The organism is Brachyspira hampsonii (assembly GCF_002214805.1).
Lineage (GTDB): Bacteria > Spirochaetota > Brachyspiria > Brachyspirales > Brachyspiraceae > Brachyspira > Brachyspira hampsonii.
Genome location: NZ_CP019914.1, coordinates 2,191,371 through 2,211,016 on the forward strand (window position 1 = coordinate 2,191,371; position 19,646 = coordinate 2,211,016).

The 19,646-nt window shown below is 29.0% G+C and carries 13 protein-coding genes; 10 read left to right on the top strand and 3 right to left on the bottom strand.

The window, feature by feature from the left end:
• Nucleotides 1-8,118: a midas domain-containing protein gene (locus BHAMNSH16_RS09630; protein WP_088859748.1), complete on the top strand. Its 8,118-nt coding sequence runs from the start codon at nt 1-3 to the stop codon at nt 8,116-8,118.
• A 73-nt stretch (nt 8,119-8,191) separates the two neighbouring features.
• Here the strand turns inward: BHAMNSH16_RS09630 and pyrR are convergent, their stop codons facing one another.
• Complete coding sequence (gene pyrR / locus BHAMNSH16_RS09635) at nt 8,192-8,719, bottom strand: bifunctional pyr operon transcriptional regulator/uracil phosphoribosyltransferase PyrR (protein ID WP_008729178.1); 528 nt, start codon at nt 8,717-8,719, stop codon at nt 8,192-8,194.
• A 254-nt stretch (nt 8,720-8,973) separates the two neighbouring features.
• On the opposite strand from pyrR, the gene BHAMNSH16_RS09640 reads away from it, so the two are divergent.
• From BHAMNSH16_RS09640 to dapD, 8 genes are all read left to right on the top strand, one after another.
• On the top strand, nt 8,974-9,522 hold the full coding sequence (locus BHAMNSH16_RS09640) for a flagellar basal body-associated FliL family protein (protein WP_008729176.1): 549 nt from the start codon (nt 8,974-8,976) through the stop codon (nt 9,520-9,522).
• Between the two features lie 47 nt (nt 9,523-9,569).
• Complete coding sequence (gene fliM, locus BHAMNSH16_RS09645; protein ID WP_008722421.1) at nt 9,570-10,601, top strand: flagellar motor switch protein FliM; 1,032 nt, start codon at nt 9,570-9,572, stop codon at nt 10,599-10,601.
• A 4-nt stretch (nt 10,602-10,605) separates the two neighbouring features.
• Nucleotides 10,606-11,682 carry a flagellar motor switch protein FliN gene (fliN, locus tag BHAMNSH16_RS09650; RefSeq protein WP_008729173.1) on the top strand — a complete coding sequence of 359 codons (1,077 nt, stop codon included), beginning with the start codon at nt 10,606-10,608 and terminating at the stop codon, nt 11,680-11,682.
• A 137-nt stretch (nt 11,683-11,819) separates the two neighbouring features.
• Nucleotides 11,820-12,119 carry a flagellar motor switch protein FliN gene (gene fliN / locus BHAMNSH16_RS09655; protein ID WP_008729171.1) on the top strand — a complete coding sequence of 100 codons (300 nt, stop codon included), beginning with the start codon at nt 11,820-11,822 and terminating at the stop codon, nt 12,117-12,119.
• A gap of 377 nt (nt 12,120-12,496) precedes the next feature.
• Complete coding sequence (locus BHAMNSH16_RS09660; protein ID WP_008729169.1) at nt 12,497-13,678, top strand: M20 metallopeptidase family protein; 1,182 nt, start codon at nt 12,497-12,499, stop codon at nt 13,676-13,678.
• Nucleotides 13,679-13,743: 65 nt separating this feature from the next.
• Nucleotides 13,744-14,625 carry a 4-hydroxy-tetrahydrodipicolinate synthase gene (dapA, locus tag BHAMNSH16_RS09665; RefSeq protein ID WP_069732196.1) on the top strand — a complete coding sequence of 294 codons (882 nt, stop codon included), beginning with the start codon at nt 13,744-13,746 and terminating at the stop codon, nt 14,623-14,625.
• Between the two features lie 30 nt (nt 14,626-14,655).
• Entirely contained in the window at nt 14,656-15,351 is a 696-nt protein-coding gene (gene dapB / locus BHAMNSH16_RS09670) for a 4-hydroxy-tetrahydrodipicolinate reductase (RefSeq protein WP_008729164.1), read from the top strand.
• A 61-nt stretch (nt 15,352-15,412) separates the two neighbouring features.
• Nucleotides 15,413-16,117 (top strand): 2,3,4,5-tetrahydropyridine-2,6-dicarboxylate N-acetyltransferase, encoded by a 705-nt coding sequence (gene dapD, locus BHAMNSH16_RS09675; protein WP_008729163.1) that lies wholly within the window; start codon nt 15,413-15,415, stop codon nt 16,115-16,117.
• A 78-nt stretch (nt 16,118-16,195) separates the two neighbouring features.
• Here the strand turns inward: dapD and BHAMNSH16_RS09680 are convergent, their stop codons facing one another.
• On the bottom strand, nt 16,196-16,408 hold the full coding sequence (locus BHAMNSH16_RS09680) for a hypothetical protein (protein ID WP_008729161.1): 213 nt from the start codon (nt 16,406-16,408) through the stop codon (nt 16,196-16,198).
• Between the two features lie 302 nt (nt 16,409-16,710).
• On the opposite strand from BHAMNSH16_RS09680, the gene BHAMNSH16_RS09685 reads away from it, so the two are divergent.
• The gene (locus BHAMNSH16_RS09685; protein ID WP_008729160.1) at nt 16,711-17,844 is read left to right on the top strand and encodes a pyridoxal phosphate-dependent aminotransferase; all 1,134 of its coding nucleotides are present in this window, start codon (nt 16,711-16,713) and stop codon (nt 17,842-17,844) included.
• 60 nt (nt 17,845-17,904) lie between these two features.
• Here BHAMNSH16_RS09685 and BHAMNSH16_RS09690 read toward each other — a convergent pair whose 3' ends face one another.
• The gene (locus BHAMNSH16_RS09690) at nt 17,905-19,644 is read right to left on the bottom strand and encodes an SWIM zinc finger family protein (RefSeq protein WP_069732195.1); all 1,740 of its coding nucleotides are present in this window, start codon (nt 19,642-19,644) and stop codon (nt 17,905-17,907) included.
• Nucleotides 19,645-19,646: the final 2 nt, after the last annotated feature.

Below are 19,646 nucleotides of genomic sequence, written 5' to 3' on the forward strand. Positions count from 1 at the left end.
GTGGAAAAAGAATTCGCTAGTATTTTTGAAAGTAATAAAGACATCTCGCTCGATGAGTATGAAATAAATAAACTTCTAGAAAAGACTATAGAAATTAATGAAAATGACTTTCCTGTAATATCTATAGGTAATTCTGATAAAGAAAGCCCTAAAATACTAGCTAAAATCACTACTAAAGGATATGAAGAAAAAGATAATTCTGAAAATATCAATTTAGAAGGCAGTGAAGAAATAACTAATAATGCTTATTCAGATGAAGAAACCAAAAAATATAAAAATCTTCAGGAAGCTTTAAGTTTATCAGAAAACGATATAGAAGGGGCAGGCGAAATAGTTGATTCTGAAATAGATATGTCTAAACTATTTCCTAATGCTGATAATACTTTTAAAGAAGAAGCTAAAATTGAAGAAGAATCAGAAAAAACATCGGAATTAACAGAAGAGCAATCTGAAATAATAAATAATATCTATTCAAAAGAAGAGAATGATATACATAAAGAATCTGAAGATGAATCTTTAGAGGGTTATGAATTAAGTAATATTGAAACAGTTGAAGATTTTAGTTTAGATGAAAGCTTCAAAAAAATTGATGTATCAGAATATAGCGATGAAGATTTATTGTATAATCAGTTAGAAAATGATTCAGAAGATTCGTCCAATGTAGAAAAATCTATTGAAGATGAAAACTTTAATGCAGAAGAGTTAAATAGTTTAGATAATACTTTAAAAGAATTGAAAATTGATAATGAAAAAGATGTTGATATAGAAGATTTAATCAGCACAGATAATTTTTCAAATTTGGAAGAAGATATTAAAGATGAGAGTATTCGTTTAGGCGAAACAGATTTAAATAATTTAGAAGATACTTTAAAAGATTCATCAAATAATCAAAATAACACATCTAAAGATCTCAATATAGAAGATTTAATATCTTTAGGAAATTTTCACGATATAGAAGAACATTCTGATACTTCAGAAAACAATGAATCTGCATCATCTTTGGAAGAGACAGAAAACATAGAAGAATCTATTGATGAAAATACAGAAGAAGAATCCGATTTAGATATGAAAGAGTATACAGATGAAGAGCTTCTTGATATAAATAACATATTGGAAGAAGAAGCATCAGATTTAGAAGTAACTGAAGAACCTGTAAAAAATAATGAATCTTTGTCCTCTTCAGGTGAAACAGAAAATACAGAAGAATCTGATTTAGATATGAAAGAGTATACGGATGAAGAGCTTCTTGATTCTGATAATATATTGGAAGAAGAAACATCAGATGTAGAAGTAACTGAAGAACCTGTAAAAGATAATGAATCTTCGTCCTCTTTAGATGAAACAGAAAATACAGAAGAATCTATCGATGAAGATACAGAAGAAGAATCCGATTTGGAGATGAAAGAGTATACAGATGAAGAGCTTCTAGATGCTGATAATATATTGGAAGAAGAAGCATCAGATTTAGAAGTAACTGAAGAACCTGTAAAAGATAATGAATCTGCATCATCTTTGGAAGAGACAGAAAATATAGAAGAATCTATTGATGAAGATACTGAAGAAGAATCCGATTTGGAGATGAAAGAGTATACAGATGAAGAGCTTCTAGATGCTGATAATATATTGGAAGAAGAAACATCAGATGTAGAAGTAACTGAAGAACCTGTAAAAAATAATGAATCTTTGTCCTCTTCAGATGAAACAGAAAATACAGAAGAATCTGATTTAGATATGAAAGAGTATACGGATGAAGAGCTTCTAGATGCTGATAATATATTGGAAGAAGAAACATCAGATGTAGAAGTAACTGAAGAACCTGCGGAAAATAATGAATCTTTATCCTCTTCAGAGGAAACAGAAAATATAGAAGAAGAATTAATTGATGAAGGTTTATCTGCTTTAGAAGAATTAGAAAATATAGAAGAATCTATTGATGAAGGCACATCCGAAGAAGAATCTGCTCCCCAAAAAGAAGAATCCGATTTGGAGATGAAAGAGTATACAGATGAAGAACTTCTAGATGCTGATAATATATTGGAAGAAGAAGCATCAGATGTAGAAGTAACTGAAGAACCTGCGGAAAATAATGAATCTTTATCCTCTTCAGAGGAAACAGAAAATACAGAAGAAGAATTAATTGATGAAGGTTTATCTGCTTTAGAAGAATTAGAAAATATAGAAGAATCTATTGATGAAGGCACATCCGAAGAAGAATCTGCTCCCCAAAAAGAAGAATCCGATTTGGAGATGAAAGAGTATACAGATGAAGAGCTTTTAGATGCTGATAATATATTGGAAGAAGAAGCATCAGATGTAGAAGTAACTGAAGAACCTGCGGAAAATAATGAATCTTTATCCTCTTCAGAGGAAATAGAAAATACAGAAGAAGAATTAATTGATGAAGGTCTATCTGCTTTAGAAGAATTAGAAAATATAGAAAAATCTATTGATGAAGGCACATCTGAAGAAGAATCTGCTTCCCCAAAAGAAGAATCAGAAGACATAGAAGAAGAATTAATTGATGAAGGTTTATCTGCTTTAGAAGAATTAGAAAATATAGAAGAATCTATCGATGAAGGCACATCCGAAGAAGAATCAGAAGACATAGAAGAAGAATTAATTGACGAAGGTTTATCTGCTTTAGAAGAATTAGAAAATATAGAAAAATCTATTGATGAAGGTACAGCCGAAGAAGAATATGTAAAAGATTCTGATGCTTCAGAAATTAATAATGAATTATCATTGGATAAATATACATTAATTGAATTGGAAGACGGAACAAAAATAAAAAGAACTTCTTATGCAAAAGATAATATAGATGTTGATGATTCTAAATTTTCGGATGAACAAAATTATGTTGTTCAGCATATATATACTGAAGAACAAGATACACTTATGAAAGAAGTATCTGAAAAAGATGCTCTTACAGAAGAAGAATTAGAAGACATTGATTGTGTTGAAGAATTTGATTTGAATACATTTTTTAACAATCAGAAAATTAATAGTAATAATAATGACGAAATAGAAGTACCTGATTTATATGATGATATTTCTGTAATTATTGATAATGATGATTCATTGTTGATAGATGATGAAATAGAATTACCTGAAATAGATGATGAAGAGCCTAAAGAAGTAAATTTAATAAAAGAAGATAATTTAAAAGAAGATGAAATAAGTATACAATACAATGATAGAAATGTTGTAGTTCCAGATATAGATAATGTTGATTATATAGATGAATCTAATTATATAACAGAAATAGATAATGATGATGATATAATACAATTATCTGGAAATGAACTTGATTTAATAACTAGAGATGTTGCTATAGAGTCTTCATCAAATGAAGAAGATATTACCGATGACTACAGAGAAAATAATTATACTATGTCAGAAGTATCTGATAAAGAGTTGGAAGAAATAGATGATGGTTATGTGAATGAGAATGAAGAAGATATTACCGATGACTACAGAGAAAATAATTATTCTATGTCAGAAATATCTGATGAAGAGTTAGAAGAAATAAAAGATGAAGAATTAACTTCTGAATTACAGGCTGAAGAAATAGATGAAATAAAAGAAGAAATAGATGAACCTACAGAAGAATCAAAACCAGAGGAATTAACTTCACAATCACAGGAAGAAGATATAAAAACAGATGAAATAACTTCAGAAGTTCAGGAAGAAGAAATAAAAGAAGAATTGCCAGAACCTGCAGAAGAATTAGAAGAAGAATCATCAGAAGAGATAATTAATAACGAAGAAGATCTTACAGAAGAAGATAAATCTATGATAGAAGACTATTTGGATAAAGTAGATAGTTCATCAGAGGATTTAACGGAAGAAGAAAAAGAATTATATCAAAGCTATTTATCTAATCCTTCAGACTCAGAGATTAATGAAGAATTGAAAGATGAATCAGTTTCTGAGTCATTAGAAGAATCAAAACCAGAGGAATTAATTTCACAATCGCAGGAAGAAGATACAAAAACAGATGAAATAACTTCAGAAGTTCAGGAAGAAGAAATAAAAGAAGAATTGCCAGAACCTGCAGAAGAATTAGAAGAAGAATCATCAGAAGAGATAATTAATAACGAAGAAGATCTTACAGAAGAAGATAAATCTATGATAGAAGACTATTTGGATAAAGTAGATAGTTCATCAGAGGATTTAACGGAAGAAGAAAAAGAATTATATCAAAGCTATTTATCTAATCCTTCAGACTCAGAGATTAATGAAGAATTGAAAGATGAATCAGTTTCTGAGTCATTAGAAGAATCAAAACCAGAGGAATTAATTTCACAATCGCAGGAAGAAGATACAAAAACAGATGAAATAACTTCAGAAGTTCAGGAAGAAGAAATAAAAGAAGAATCAGCAACAGAATCCATATCTGTCCCAGAAGAAAAAGAAGATAGTTCAGAATTAAGTAACGATTATATATCTAAGATGTATAATGATTATTTGCAAAATCAGGAATCTAACAATAAAGATGTTTCAAATGATGATTATATATCTAAGTTCCAAAAGATGAATGAGGAGTATATAGAAAGCAGTAAAAAAGAAAATGAAATAAAAGAAGAGTTATCAAATCCTGAAGAAGAATTGAAAGAAGAATCATCAGAATATACAATCAATAATGAAGAAGATTTAACAGAAGAAGAAAAAACAGATGAAATAACTTCAGAAGTTCAGGAAGAAGAAATAAAAGAAGAATTACCAGAACCTGCAGAAGAATTAAAAGAAGAATCAGCAACAGAATCTATATCTGCCCAAGAAGAAAAAGAAGAGAGTTCAGAATTAAGTAATGATTATATATCTAAGATGTATAATGATTATTTGCAAAATCAGGAATCTAATAATAAAGATGTTTCAAATGATGATTATATATCTAAGTTCCAAAAGATGAATGAGGAATATATAGAAAGCAGTAAAAAAGAAAGTGAAACAAAAGAAGAAGATTTAACAGAAGAAGAAAAAACAGATGAAATAACTTCAGAGGTTCAGGAAGAAGAAATAAAAGAAGAATTGTCAGAACCTGCAGAAGAATTAGAAGAAGAATCAGCAACAGAATCTATATCTTACCCAGAAGAAAAAGAAGAGAGTTCAGAATTAAGTAATGATTATATATCTAAGATGTATAATGATTATTTGCAAAATCAGGAATCTAATAATAATAAAGATGTTTCAAATGATGATTATATATCTAAGTTCCAAAAGATGAATGAGGAATATATAGAAAGCATTAAAAAAGAAAGTGAAATAAAAGAAGAATCATCAGAAGATACAATCAATAATGAAGAAGATTTAACAGAAGAAGAAAAAGAATTATACAAAAGCTATTTATCTAATCTTACAGATTCAGAGATTAAAGAAGAATTGAAAGATGAATCAGTTTTCGAGTCATCAGAAGATATAAAAGAAGAATCAAAACCTGATGAAATAACTTCAGAAACTCAGGAAGAAGAAATAAAAGAAGAATTGTCAGAACCTGCAGAAGAATTAGAAGAAGAATCAGCAACAGAATCTATATCTGCCCCAGAAGAAAAAGAAGAGAGTTCAGAATTAAGTAACGATTATATATCTAAAATGTATAATGATTATTTACAAAATCAGGAATCTAATAGTAAAGATGTTTCAAATGATGATTATATATCTAAGTTCCAAAAGATGAACGAGGAATATATAGAAAGCAGTAAAAAAGAAAGTGAAAAAAAAGAAGCATCAGAACCCGCAGAAGAATTGAAAGAAGAATCATCAAAAGATACAATCAATAATGAAGAAGATTTAACAGAAGAAGAAAAAGAATTATACAAAAGCTATTTATCTAATTCTGCAGATTCAGAGATTAAAGAAGAATTGAAAGATGAATCAGTTTCCGAGTCATTAGAAGATATAAAAGAAGAATCAAAACCTGATGAAATAACTTCAGAGCTTCAGGAAGAAGAAATAAAAGAAGAATTACCAGAACCTGCAGAAGAAGTAAAAGAAGAGAGTTCAGAGTTAAGTAATGATTATATATCTAAGATGTATAATGATTATTTGCAAAATCAGGAATCTAATAATAATAAAGATGTTTCAAATGATGATTATATATCTAAGTTCCAAAAGATGAATGAGGAGTATATAGAAAGCAGTAAAAAAGAAAGTGAAACAAAAGAAGCATCAGAACCTGCAGAAGATACAAAAGAAGAATTAAAATCTGATGAAACAACTTCAGAAATTCATGAAGAAGCAAAAGAAGAGGAAGATATTCAAGAAGAAGTATCCGAACCATTAGAAGATATAAAAGAAGAATCAAAACTTGATGAAACAGCTTCAGAAACTCATGAAGAGGAAACAAAAGAGGAAGATATTCAAGAAGAAATATCAGAACCTGCAGAAGATACAAAAGAAGAAGAATCAAAACCTGATGAAACAAAAGAAGATATATCAGAAGAAGAGATAATCAATAACGAAGAAGATCTTACAGAAGAAGATAAATCTATGATAGAAGGATATTTGGATAAAGTAGATAGCTCATCAGAGGATTTAACAGAAGAAGAAAAAGAATTATATCAAAATTATTTATCTAATTCTAGCGAATCTGATATAAAAGAAGAAGAATTGAAAGAAGAATCCATTTCCGAATCATCAGAAGATATAAAAGAAGAATCAAAACTTGATGAAACAGCTTCAGAAACTCATGAAGAGGAAATAAAAGAAGAAGATATTCAAGAAGAAATATCAGAACCTGCAGAAGATACAAAAGAAGAATTAAAATCTGATGAAACAAAAGAAGATGTATCAGAAGAAGAGATAATCAATAACGAAGAAGATCTTACAGAAGAAGATAAATCCATGATAGAAGGATATTTGGATAAAGTAGATAGCTCATCAGAGGATTTAACAGAAGAAGAAAAAGAATTATATCAAAATTATTTATCTAATTCTAGCGAATCTGATATAAAAGAAGAAGAATTGAAAGAAGAATCCATTTCCGAATCATCAGAAGATATAAAAGAAGAATCAAAACTTGATGAAACAGCTTCAGAAACTCATGAAGAGGAAATAAAAGAAGAAGATATTCAAGAAGAAATATCAGAACCTGCAGAAGATACAAAAGAAGAAGAATTAAAATCTGATGAAACAAAAGAAGATGTATCAGAAGAAGAGATAATCAATAACGAAGAAGATCTTACAGAAGAAGATAAATCCATGATAGAAGGATATTTGGATAAAGTAGATAGCTCATCAGAGGATTTAACAGAAGAAGAAAAAGAATTATATCAAAATTATTTATCTAATTCTAGCGAATCTGATATAAAAGAAGAAGAATTGAAAGAAGAATCCATTTCCGAATCATCAGAAGATATAAAAGAAGAATCAAAACTTGATGAAACAGCTTCAGAAACTCATGAAGAGGAAACAAAAGAAGAAGATATTCAAGAAGATGAATTATATGACGAAGATCATAATAATGAATTAAAAGAAGAAGTAAGCGATGAAGAATTAGAAGATCTTGTATATATAAATAATGTTCAAATAGATGAAATAAAAGATTCTGATTTGAATATGCTTGAAAATATTATTAGAGGTAATGATGAAGACGGCGTAGAGCTTATAAAAATAAATGATAAGATAAATGAAAATAATACTCAAGAAGATAATACCAAAGTAAAATCCTTAGAAAATTTTGATTCTATGGAAGAGCTTTTAAATAAGGAGACGAATATGTCTGAAGAAAAAGAATTAGAAACTATTGATAAAGAAAATCTAGATGATAATGTAGCAGTTGAAGAAGAATTTAGTTTGGGCGATGATAATGAACCTATACTAATGGAGGATAGAAAACATTCAGAAGATGAAGAAGAAGATTTTGACGGAGAAATTACTCAATCTGATTTAGATTATGCTATTAAGCTATTCGAATCTGAAGAGGCTAGCGGACAAGTTAATGAGTATAGTTCTAAAGCTGATATACTATTATCAGAAAACGAAATTAATAAATTCAAAAAACTTTTTGGATACTTCAAAAATATTGTAGAAAAAATGTCTCCTGAAGATTTAAACGACTTTTCAAAAACAGAGTTCTACGATATGTATTCATCTTTATTTAGAAAATTTGGCGATTAAAATTAATTTTTTCTCAAATAAAAAAAGGGGCTTATTAAAAAAAGTCCCTTTTTTATTACTAATAATTATATTTTTAATTTCTATCTTTTAGAAGAACTAGATCCTCTCCTTCCAATTCCTTTACTCTTACAGATACATATTGATCTTGAGGAACATTAAGAGCAAGTCCTACATAATTTGCGGATATAGGAAGTTCTCTTCCAAATCTATCAACTAAAACTAGTAAAGATACTTTTTTCGGTCTACCATAATCAAATAGAGCATTCAGAGCCGCTCTGATTGTTCTTCCTGTATAAAGTACATCATCAACAAGAAGTATAGTTTTTCCTGTAATATCAAAAGGTATATCAGTCTCTTTGATTTCTGGGAATTCAGAGAGAGAAGATAGATCATCTCTGTAAAGATTAATATCTATTGCTCCAATAGGCAGTTCTTTTTTTATTTTTTCTTCTAGAAGTTTTTTTAATCTTATTCCTAAAAAATCGCCTCTTCTTCTTATACCCACAATAGCGAGCTTTTCCATATCTTCTTTTTCAATGATTTCCGCAGCAAGTCTAGGGAGAACTTTTTCATATTCTTCAGCTTTTAGTAAAACTCTCATTTTATACTCCTTTGATATTTAAGATGATTACCTATGAAATGTTGTATGTAATCTTTAAAATTATAACGATTAAAGCAAAAAAAATCAATATAATATTTTTTTACTTTTGCATAAAAAATATGTTAAGTGTTTTTTTAGTTTACCGATATTATATATAAGGACAGTAAAAAGTTAAAGTTAACATAAGAGTTGCTAATTTTATTTTACTGTTATATAATTGAAAATAAACATATTAATTTAAGTGAGGAAATTATATGGCAGACGAAGAAAACTTAGACTTGGAAGAAGGCGAGGAAGAAGGAGAACAAGCCGAAGCTGCACCAAAGAAGAAATTTGGTTTAAGCCCTATGATTGTTAAAATCCTTATGGGAATTGCTGCCATTTTAGTTGTGGCTTTAATATCCGGGCTTATAGCATTTTTTGTATCTAAAAGTGTAGGAAAAGCTGCAGGAGTACAGGGCGGTGTTGTTGATGATATGGTAAAACAGCCACCACCATCAATCTATCGTATAGATCCAGAGTTTAATGTAAACACTGCAGATATGGATGTGGCAAGATATGTAAAAGTAAGTATTATATTAACTTATACTACTAATACTAAACAGCTTGCAGTAGAACTTCCAGAAAGATTCTATATGATAAGAGATAGAATTACAACTATACTTAGTTCTTATACTTATGATCAGTTGAGAACTAATGAGGGCAGAGATCAGTTAAAAGCTGATATTAAGCGGGAAATTAATAGTATGCTTAGAAATGGTCAAATAGATGGTATATTATTTGATAACTTCTTGTTAAGCTAATGCTAAATACTAACTAATGGAAAAAATTATAAGAGAAGGATATTCGTATGACAGAAGTATTGTCACAAAGCGAAATAGATGCGTTGTTAAGTGCTATATCATCTGGTGAAAGTTTAGATAATATTGATACTAAACGTGTAGAAGTAGAGCATAGAAAGATAAAGATATACGACTTTAAACGTCCCGATAAGTTTTCAAAAGACCAAATCAGAACGCTTCAGATGATGCATGAAAACTTTGCTCGTGTAACTACAACTTCATTATCAGCACAATTGAGAACTTTGGTAGGTATTCACGTAGCAAGTGTAGATCAGCTTACTTATGAAGAGTTTATAAGAAGTGTTAGTAATCCTTCTACTTTGGCTATTGTAAGTATGGATCCTTTGAAAGGAAGTTCCATATTAGAGATTGACCCATCTATTACTTTTACTATTATTGATAGATTATTTGGGGGACCTGGTGAAAGTCCTAAGAATTTAAATAGAGAGCTTACAGATATTGAGTTATCAGTTATGGAAGGTATTATAGTAAGAATACTAGGTAACTTAAGGGAGGCTTGGTCTCAGGTAATAGATTTAAGACCTCGTTTGGGTTCTATAGAAACTAACCCTCAGTTTGCTCAGATGGTTAGCCCTAATGATATGGTTGTACTTATTACTTTGGAAACTAAGGTAGCTGATGTGGAAGGTATGATGAATTTTTGTATACCGTATATTACTATTGAGCCTATACTTTCTAAGTTTTCAGCTCAGTATTGGTATGCATCTATTAGAAGAGGAAGCACTAGCGAAAATTTAAAGATAATAAAAGAAAAATTACAAAATATATTTGTTGAAACTTCGGCGGAACTTGGATCTATGCAATTACCGCTATCAGACATTCTCAATCTTCAGAAAGGCGATGTTGTTAAATTTACTGATACTAAGATTACAGATCCTGTCATATTCAAGATAGGAAACAGAAAGAAATTCTTATGCCGTCCTGGTATATCAGGAAGCAGAATGGCTGTACAGCTTACAGGTGTTATGGATGGAGAGGCTGATATAACCGAAGACGATTTATTAAAAGAGGAGGATTAAGGTTATGATGAGTGACGGTGCATTATCTCAAGACGAAATAGAAGCTTTGCTAAAAGGTGCCGATGATGCTTTTGGAAGCGATGCTTCTAAGGCATCTGGTAATGGCGGCGGTAATGTAGATAAACAACTTTTTAATGAAGCTGCTAAAATGATAGCTGAAAATCAAGCCTTTTCACTATCATCTATTTCTACTAAGACTGTATCCATTACTAATATTACAACTACAGTTGGCGATGTTAATAATTTACATCAAATGCTTTCTGGTAAAATGATAGAGGCTAAGGTTGGTTATACAGGTTCTATCACAGGAAATGTTTACTACTTCATGGGGGAAAATGAGGCTTTAATAGTTGCTTCTCTTATGATGGGACAAAAAGAAGCTGCTTTAAATGATATGGTAGCTCAGGTACTAAAAGAGGCTTTCTCCCAAATGGTTGGAGTTTCTGACAGTGCTTTATCATCAAGATTTGGAGGAAGTTTTACTAACTCTCCTATAGAAACTTCTATATTAGAAGATGCTTTCAGTATTAATATACCGGGTCCTTTAGCTATAGTAAGCGGTTCGCTTTCTATTGAAGGAGAAGTGGAAAATGCTCCTTATGTATTTGCTTTAGAACTGCCTTTATTACAAAGCCTTTTAGGTTCTGCCTCTAGTAATACTGCTGCTCCTGCTTCCGGAGGAAATACACCAAATGCCGGAGCTGCTAATAATTCTATGTCAGGACTTGTAGATAATCAAGCATTTGATTCAGGTCCTCAATTAGGTGTGCAGCATGCTGAGTTTAACTCTCTAATGCCTGCTTCTGATGTACAGGGAACAGGAAATATCGGTCTGCTCATGGATGTAACCATGAATATGACTGTAGAGCTTGGAAGAGCTACTATGACTATTAGAGATATATTGGGACTTGGCGAAGGTTCTATTATAGAGCTTCAGAAATTAGCTGGTGAGCCTGTAGATTTGCTTGTTAATGGTAAGTTAATAGCAAAAGGTGAGGTTGTAGTTATAGATGAAAACTTCGGTGTTCGTGTTACTGATATTATTAACCCTATGGACAGACTTACTAATAAACCTAGATAATATAAGTTAAATAATTACCAATATTAATAAAAGCGGGAAATAATTTCCCGCTTTTTTATTTTTTATAATAATATAATTGAAATTATTGCATAAAAGTATATAATATAGATATATTAGTATAATATAGAAGTAAAATAATGAGTAATGTAGACAATAAAAATTCTAATAGTGTTCCTTCTAATAACATCGGTTTATTGATGGATGTTACTATAAATGTAACAGTAGAACTTGGAAGGGCTCGTTTGAGTATTAGAGAAATATTAGGACTAGGAGAGGGTTCTATCATAGAACTTCAAAAGCTGGCAGGTGAGCCTGTAGATTTGCTTGTTAATGGTAAATTAATAGCTAAAGGTGAAGTTGTAGTTATAGATGAATGCTTCGGAGTAAGAGTTACGGATATTGTTGATTCTTTATACAATATTGATAAAAATAAATAATATGTATTTTTTATTAATTCATTAATTTTTCAGTTCAGTAATAAAATATAATTTTTTATATCTATAATAAAAAATCTTTTTTATTAAAAAATAGTGCGGTTTTTCTTGACTTTTGCTATATTATTACATATAATAATATTACTATAAATAAAAATTTAAGGAGTTTAGAATGTACATTTCATTCACCTGTAATACAGGCCGTTCATATAATCATTCAAATATATGCTTTCAATTTTCTAAATTCTATAAATCTTCAAAACGCAATCTTTCAAAATCTAAGAAGTAATCTTTTTAATAATTCTAAAATTAATAATAATTTATATAATAATATTTTATATCTATATGGTATAATTGTTTTTTACAGAGGTGTTTAAATAATGCAGGACAATATAATATCAGAAAATGTTCTTTCATCTATGAAGGATTTTTTAATAGATTTAAGAAGGGATTTACATGCTCACCCTGAACTTGGATTTCAGGAGTTTAGGACATCAGAGAAAATTTCTTCTATACTTGATTCATTTAATATAAAGTATAAAAATAAGGTTGCTGAAACAGGTATAGTAGCAGATATAGAAGGCGAGGATAAAAATTTCACTATAGCTTTTAGGGCTGATATGGATGCTTTGCCTATGGAGGATAAAAAAAATTGTTCTTATTCATCACAGAATAAGGGTAAATGTCATTCCTGCGGACATGATGTTCATACTGCGGTACTCACAGGTATAGCAAAATATTTTTCTGAGATAAAGCCGCCTTGTAATATTAGGCTTATATATCAGCCGGCAGAAGAGACTACAGGCGGAGCTTTGCCTATGATAAATGAACATGCTTTAGATAATGTTAATGTTATTTATGGGCTTCATGTTCGTCCTGAAATAAATGTCGGACAGATAAGCATCACTTATGGGGCTATGTATGCTAGTTCTAATATGTTTGAAGTGCATATACATGGAAAATCAGCACATGGGGCTAAATCATATAATGGCATAGATGCTATAGTAATTGCGGCACATATTATAACTCAGCTTCATACTTTTACTTCAGTATTTACAGATGGGAGTATGAGGCTTCATATAGGTACTATAAATGGAGGAAGTGCTAATAATGTAGTAGCTGATAATGTTAAGATGGAAGGTATTATTAGAATGTTATGCGATGATGATACAAGAAATAAAAGGCTAAACATGATAGAAAATATTATAAAAAATACTGCAAAAAGTTTTAATGCTGATGCGGAGTTTGTGAATATTCCTTCTTATCCTGCTTTAATCAATCATGATGATGCTGTTAATATAGTGAAAAATTCTGCTGAATCTTTTTTAACTAAAGAAAATTGTCTGCTTGAAAAATCTAATATGACAGCTGAAGATTTTAGTTATTATCTTCAAAGGGTAAAAGGAGCTTTTTTTAGTTTGGGAGTATCAAATGAAAAAATCAATGTTCCTATTCATAATGGTTTGTTTGACATAGATGAAAATGCAATTAATATAGGTGTAAAAATGCAGCTATTAAATGTTTATAATACATATAAAAATAAGGATAAGTTTATAAAGTAACATTATTATTTTATTTTTGCTATAGAAAAAAAAATAAATACAATATATAATTAAAGGAGATTAATATGTCATTATTTGAAGGAGCAGGTGTAGCTTTAATAACACCATTTACGGAAGATAATCAAATTAATTATGAGAAATTAGAAGAGTTAATTGAGTTTCAAATAGCGAATAAAACAGATGCTATAATTGCCGCAGGTACTACAGCAGAAAGTTCAACTCTTACAGCTGAAGAAAGAATGCAGGTTATTAAATTTTGTATAGAGCGTACAAAAAAAAGAACTTTAGTAATAGCTGGTACAGGAACTAATAATACAGCATCTGCAGTAGAGTTCAGTAAAAAGTCTTATGAATATGGTGCTGATATGGTAATGGCAGTTACTCCGTATTATAATAAGGGTAATGAAAGCGGTATTATTGATTATTATACCAAAATAGCGAATAGTGTTAAATGTCCTGTGATTATATATAATGTTCCTTCAAGAACGGGAGTGAAATTATCTCTTAATGTTATAAAAACATTATCTGAGGTTTCCAATATTCAAGGAATTAAGGAGGCTAGCGGAGATATTAGTTATGTGGCAGATATTGCTAATATTGCTCCAAATTTAGATTTATATTCTGGAAATGATGACATGGTAACTCCTATGATGGCTTTAGGTGCTAAGGGAGTTATATCTGTTACAAGTAATATTATTCCTAGAGAAAATCATGATATGGTTATGAATTTTCTTAATGGAAATGTAAATGAAGCTATTAAGGCTCAGATTAAATATATAGATTTTATAAGGGCTATGTTTATAGAAACCAATCCTGCCCCTATAAAAGAGGCTATGAATATTATGGGTTTTGGTGTAGGAGAATGCCGTTCTCCATTAGGTCCTTTAAGTGATAAAAATAGAGAGCATATAAAAAATATTATAAATAAATACGGCTTAAAAAAATAATTTTTATAAAAACTAAAAAAGGAGACAAATATGAAAGTATTAATACATGGAACAGGAGTTATGAGCTCAATCTTAAAAGAAGTTATAGAAGAAGAGGGCGAATTTGAAATATCAGGTTTTGTTGATGATTTTACAAATGAAAAAGGAGATATGATTATAGATTTTTCTCATTTTTCAAGACTTCCTGCTATGATAGATTACAGTTTGGCAAATAATATACCTATGGTTATATGTACTACAGGTTATGATGAGACTATGCTTGCAAAAATTGTAGAAGCTTCTATGCAGGTTCCTATAGTATTGTCATCTAATACTTGTATAGGAATAAATCTTATGAATGAAGTTGTTGCAAAAATAGCTCCTCAGCTTAGGAATTTTGACATTGAAATTATTGAAACACATCATAATAGGAAAGTTGACTCCCCAAGCGGAACAGCTAAGAGTTTATTCAATATTATTAATGATGCTTTGGATAATGAAATGTTTTTAGTTAGCGGCAGAAATGGTCTTCATGTAAGAGATAAAAAAGAAATAGGTATGCATTCTGTAAGAGGCGGCTCTGTTGTAGGAGAACATAGTGTTATTTTTTATGGAGATGATGAGATTATAGAAATAAAACACTCTTCTACTTCCAGAAGAATTTTTGCTAATGGTGCTATTAAAGCTGCTAAATTCCTTATTGGTAAGAAACCGGGACTTTATAGAATGAAAGAGGTTTTATCATAATAAAAATATAAATACTAAGTTGATAATAATGCTTTTAGAAATTATATAGGAGAATATGGAAATGGATATGTTAGAAAAGTCAGAAGATATTATTGCATATATTAAAAATTCTAAGAAGAAGACACCTGTTAAAATATATATAAAAGGAAATTTAGATAAAATAAAAACTAATGCTAAAGTATTTTCTTCAGGAGAATTTCATTTTGCAGTAGGAGATTATGAAGATATAAAAGCTATATTAGAAGAATATAAAGACTCAATAAAAGATTACTACTTGGAAAATGACAGAAGAAACTCAGGCGTACCTACTTTAGATTATTTTAATGTTAACGCTAGAATTGAACCGGGTGCTATAATAAGAGATAAAGTTACAATTGGTAATAATGCTGTTATTATGATGGGAGCTATTATCAATATTGGTGCTGAAGTAGGCGAGGGTACTATGATAGATATGGGAGCTGTCTTGGGCGGACGAGCTATTGTAGGAAAGAATTGCCATGTGGGTGCTGGGGCTGTACTTGCCGGTGTTATTGAGCCTCCTTCTGCTAAACCTGTTATTGTAGAAGACAATGTTGTAATAGGGGCTAATGCTGTTATTATTGAGGGAGTTCATATTGGAAAGAATGCTGTTATAGGGGCTGGGGCTGTTGTTATAGAAGATGTTGAAGAAAATCAGGTGGTTGCTGGTAACCCTGCCAAAGTAGTAAAAACTAAAGATGATAAAACTGCTGATAAAACTAAATTGGTAGATGATTTAAGAAAATAATTTATTATTAATATTAAAGCCTCTTTATAATTATTGTATGGAGGCTTTTTATTTTATTGTTAAATTTAGTAACTTCTATTAAAAACTTTGTACTTTATATTGTTCGGCTTTCTCTAAATTTTCTTTTTGACTCTGATAGCATTTTTGAGAAAGTTTTAAATTTTTTTCAGTCTCTTCTTTGTCTCCTATTTCTTCCGCTTGTTTATATAAAGCATAATATCTATCACCTTGTTTTTTAGACTGTTCAGCTCTATGTCTAAACATTTCTTCTTTATCTTTATAAAATCCCATAATTAAACTCTCCTTTTTTAATATAATTACATTTGATAAATATTATAACAATGATTTTATTTTTAATGAATATAGTTACTGAATTTTTTTTATTTTATATCTAATATTTCTAAATAAAGTAAGATAATTATAGAAAATAATAAAAATTAATATACTGTAATTACTTATTTTAAATTTTTTTATAATAAAAATTGACAAATTAAATATTTTTGGTAAAATATAACATATTATTATATGTAATATTATTGTATATAATATTGTATCTGAATATATTAATTAAAAAACACTTATGGAGAATCATCATGGAACTCAATAAAAATATACTTCAAGTACCATATTCACTTATAAGAGAACTCACAGAAAAAGCACAAAAGAAAGAAAATTCTATAATGCTTACAATAGGGGAGCCTGATTTACAGCCTCCTAAAGAGTTTATTGATTATGCCTGCGAATTCGCTAAAACTCATAGATTAGGCTATACTCATTCTGGAGGAAGCGAGCATTTAAGGGGATTGGTTGCTAATCATTATAATAAATACTATGGCTCAGATATTAAAGCTGATAATGTTACTATGCATATTGGTTCTATGGAAGGTATTTCTTCTATATTTAGAACTATTTTAAATATAGATGATGAAGTTATAATACCTACTCCTTTTTTCTCTCCTTATGAACAGGCTGTAAAACTTTCTTATGGTAAATGTGTATTTTTAGATACTAGAGCAGATCATCTTGTAATTAAACCTGAAGCAATAGATAAGGTTATAACAAATAAAACTAAGGCTATACTTTTCAGCAATCCCGGCAATCCTTCCGGATATATGCTTAAAAAAGAAGAGATGGATGAGCTTGTTAAATATTTTGAGAAAAAAGATATATTTATAATAGCTGATGAGATATATTCGGCTATATCATTTTATCCTTTTACTTCATTTGCTTCTTATCCTTCTATAAAGGATAAAGTTATAGTTCTTAATGGTTTTTCAAAATCTCATTCTATGACAGGATGGAGAATAGGGTATAGTATTTCTCCTGAATATGTTAGAAAATGTTTAGTTAATGCTAGTTTCAATAATGTTGGAAGTATGGTTACTGTTTCTTGTGCACTTGCTGAGTTTGCTTTAGAGAAATATCCTGTTATAGAGAGTTTCAGAGATATTTATAAAGAAAGGGCTTTCTTTTTGGCTAAAGAGTTAACTGATATGGGATTTGATGTTATAGAGCCTAGAGGGGCATTTTATTTATTTGTAGGATATGAGAAATTTTCTAAAGAACCTTCTCTTGATTTTGCTATAAGGTTATTAGATGAGACAGGTGTTGCTGTAGTGCCAGGAATTGCTTTCGGAAGTGAAAATTACTTTAGAATAGCTTTGACTCAGGATATACCTATATTGAAAGAAGCTGCTAAAAAAATTAGAGAATTCGTACATAAATAAATCATAAATTTATATTTGACGGCAGGAAGAAATTAAAAACTTCTTGCTGTTAATGTGTGATTAATTATCAAAAAATATATTTATAACGGCATTAGCATTTATTATACTTATAGGTCTTATATAATATTTAGTTTTTTCTAATACTATGAATCTATTTTTATCTACATTTGAATTTTTATAATTCATGATATATTTGATTCCATTTGAATGAATTGATGTGTATTTTATATTTAAAGTTAATCTTTCTTCTTCATCTTCTTTATATTTATTTATGATATCAAAGTAAAGTATTTGCTTTATTTTATCAAACTCTTGATTTTCTATTATTTGAAATTCTGCTATTATTATTTTTGACATATCATTCTTATTGAAATAATCATATCTAAAATTTATATTTTTTATATCATTATATGTTTCTGCAAATAGTTCTTCATTATTTTTTGATTCTTTTATATCTTTTAATAATGTATAATTGATTCTATCATTTAAGATAACTGAGGTAAATTTACTTGATGATATTCTCTCTTCATTGTTAACTTTATAATTTATGAATTTAATTTTATATTTAGAAATTTCTTCTATAGATATATTATTTTCAAAATGAATTTTTTTTCTGTAATTACTTCTTACATCATCATAAGAAATTTTAGCATTATCATAAAATGTAGGTATAACATAAGAAAAGAGTGATAATTTTTTAGTATTTAAATTATATAAATAAGCACTTGCTCCCAAATATCCTGTAGAAGAAATCCAAGGATAAGCACCTAAGCCCACTAATTCTCCACTTTTTCTATTTATATATTTGCTTCTTATTTCTCCTGTAAGCAGTTTTACAGTTTTATTATCATTATTTTGTTTTGCTTTTTCTATATTTTTTATTGTATTATAAAGTCTTAAAAGTGTAGCAAAAGAAAATAATTTATTAAATGAAGCATGCTTATTTATCATAGAATCAATACTGTCAGCGATACTTCTAAGCATTTTTGCTAGTTCAGGCATATTTTTTACTTGAAGTTTTATACTTATTTGTTCTGCAATATCAAAATCTTTTTCACTGCATGAATAAAATCCTTTTTCAAAAATATTTTCTATGAACTCTTTTGAAAATTTTAAAATATTTTCATCTATTTCTTTATTTTCTTCTGTAAGTTCTTCTAATGAATTATACATTTGCTTGTATTTAAGTATTGCTATTATTTTATGAGAACATAAAGAAGAGTCTTTACAGGAACATACAGACTTTTTAATGCTGTCTTTTTTCGGAAAATAAATAATCACATTTTCTTCAGGTATATTTATTTCAAGCATTGCTTTTTCTTCTATATACGCTTCAATATCATCATTAAATCTATCTAATGCATATTCAAAATTTCTTTTTGTACTTGATTTTTTTATTTCATCATAGGTGATATTTTTTACTTCATCAAATATATTATTTTCTTCTTTTATTTCAATTTCTGTATTATTATTATTTTCAATCTTTTTATCTTCCTCTTTATTTTCAATATTATTTATATAAAGAAGCGACATTATAATATGTTTGCATATATCTTTTGAAGGACAGGAACATTTACTCGATTTGATATCTTCATCATTAAGTATTACTTCTATTTTTTCACCCATATCTATCGTAACTTTTATTTTGTCTTCGGCTTCTTCAAACTGTATTTTATCAGGGCTATTATTTATAATATTATCAATATCTTTTACCGACCTATTATATATACCTTTATTTGTGAGAGTAAGAAGAAATTTCTCATTGATATACTGTTTTAAGTTTTTAATTTTTTCAGTCATTG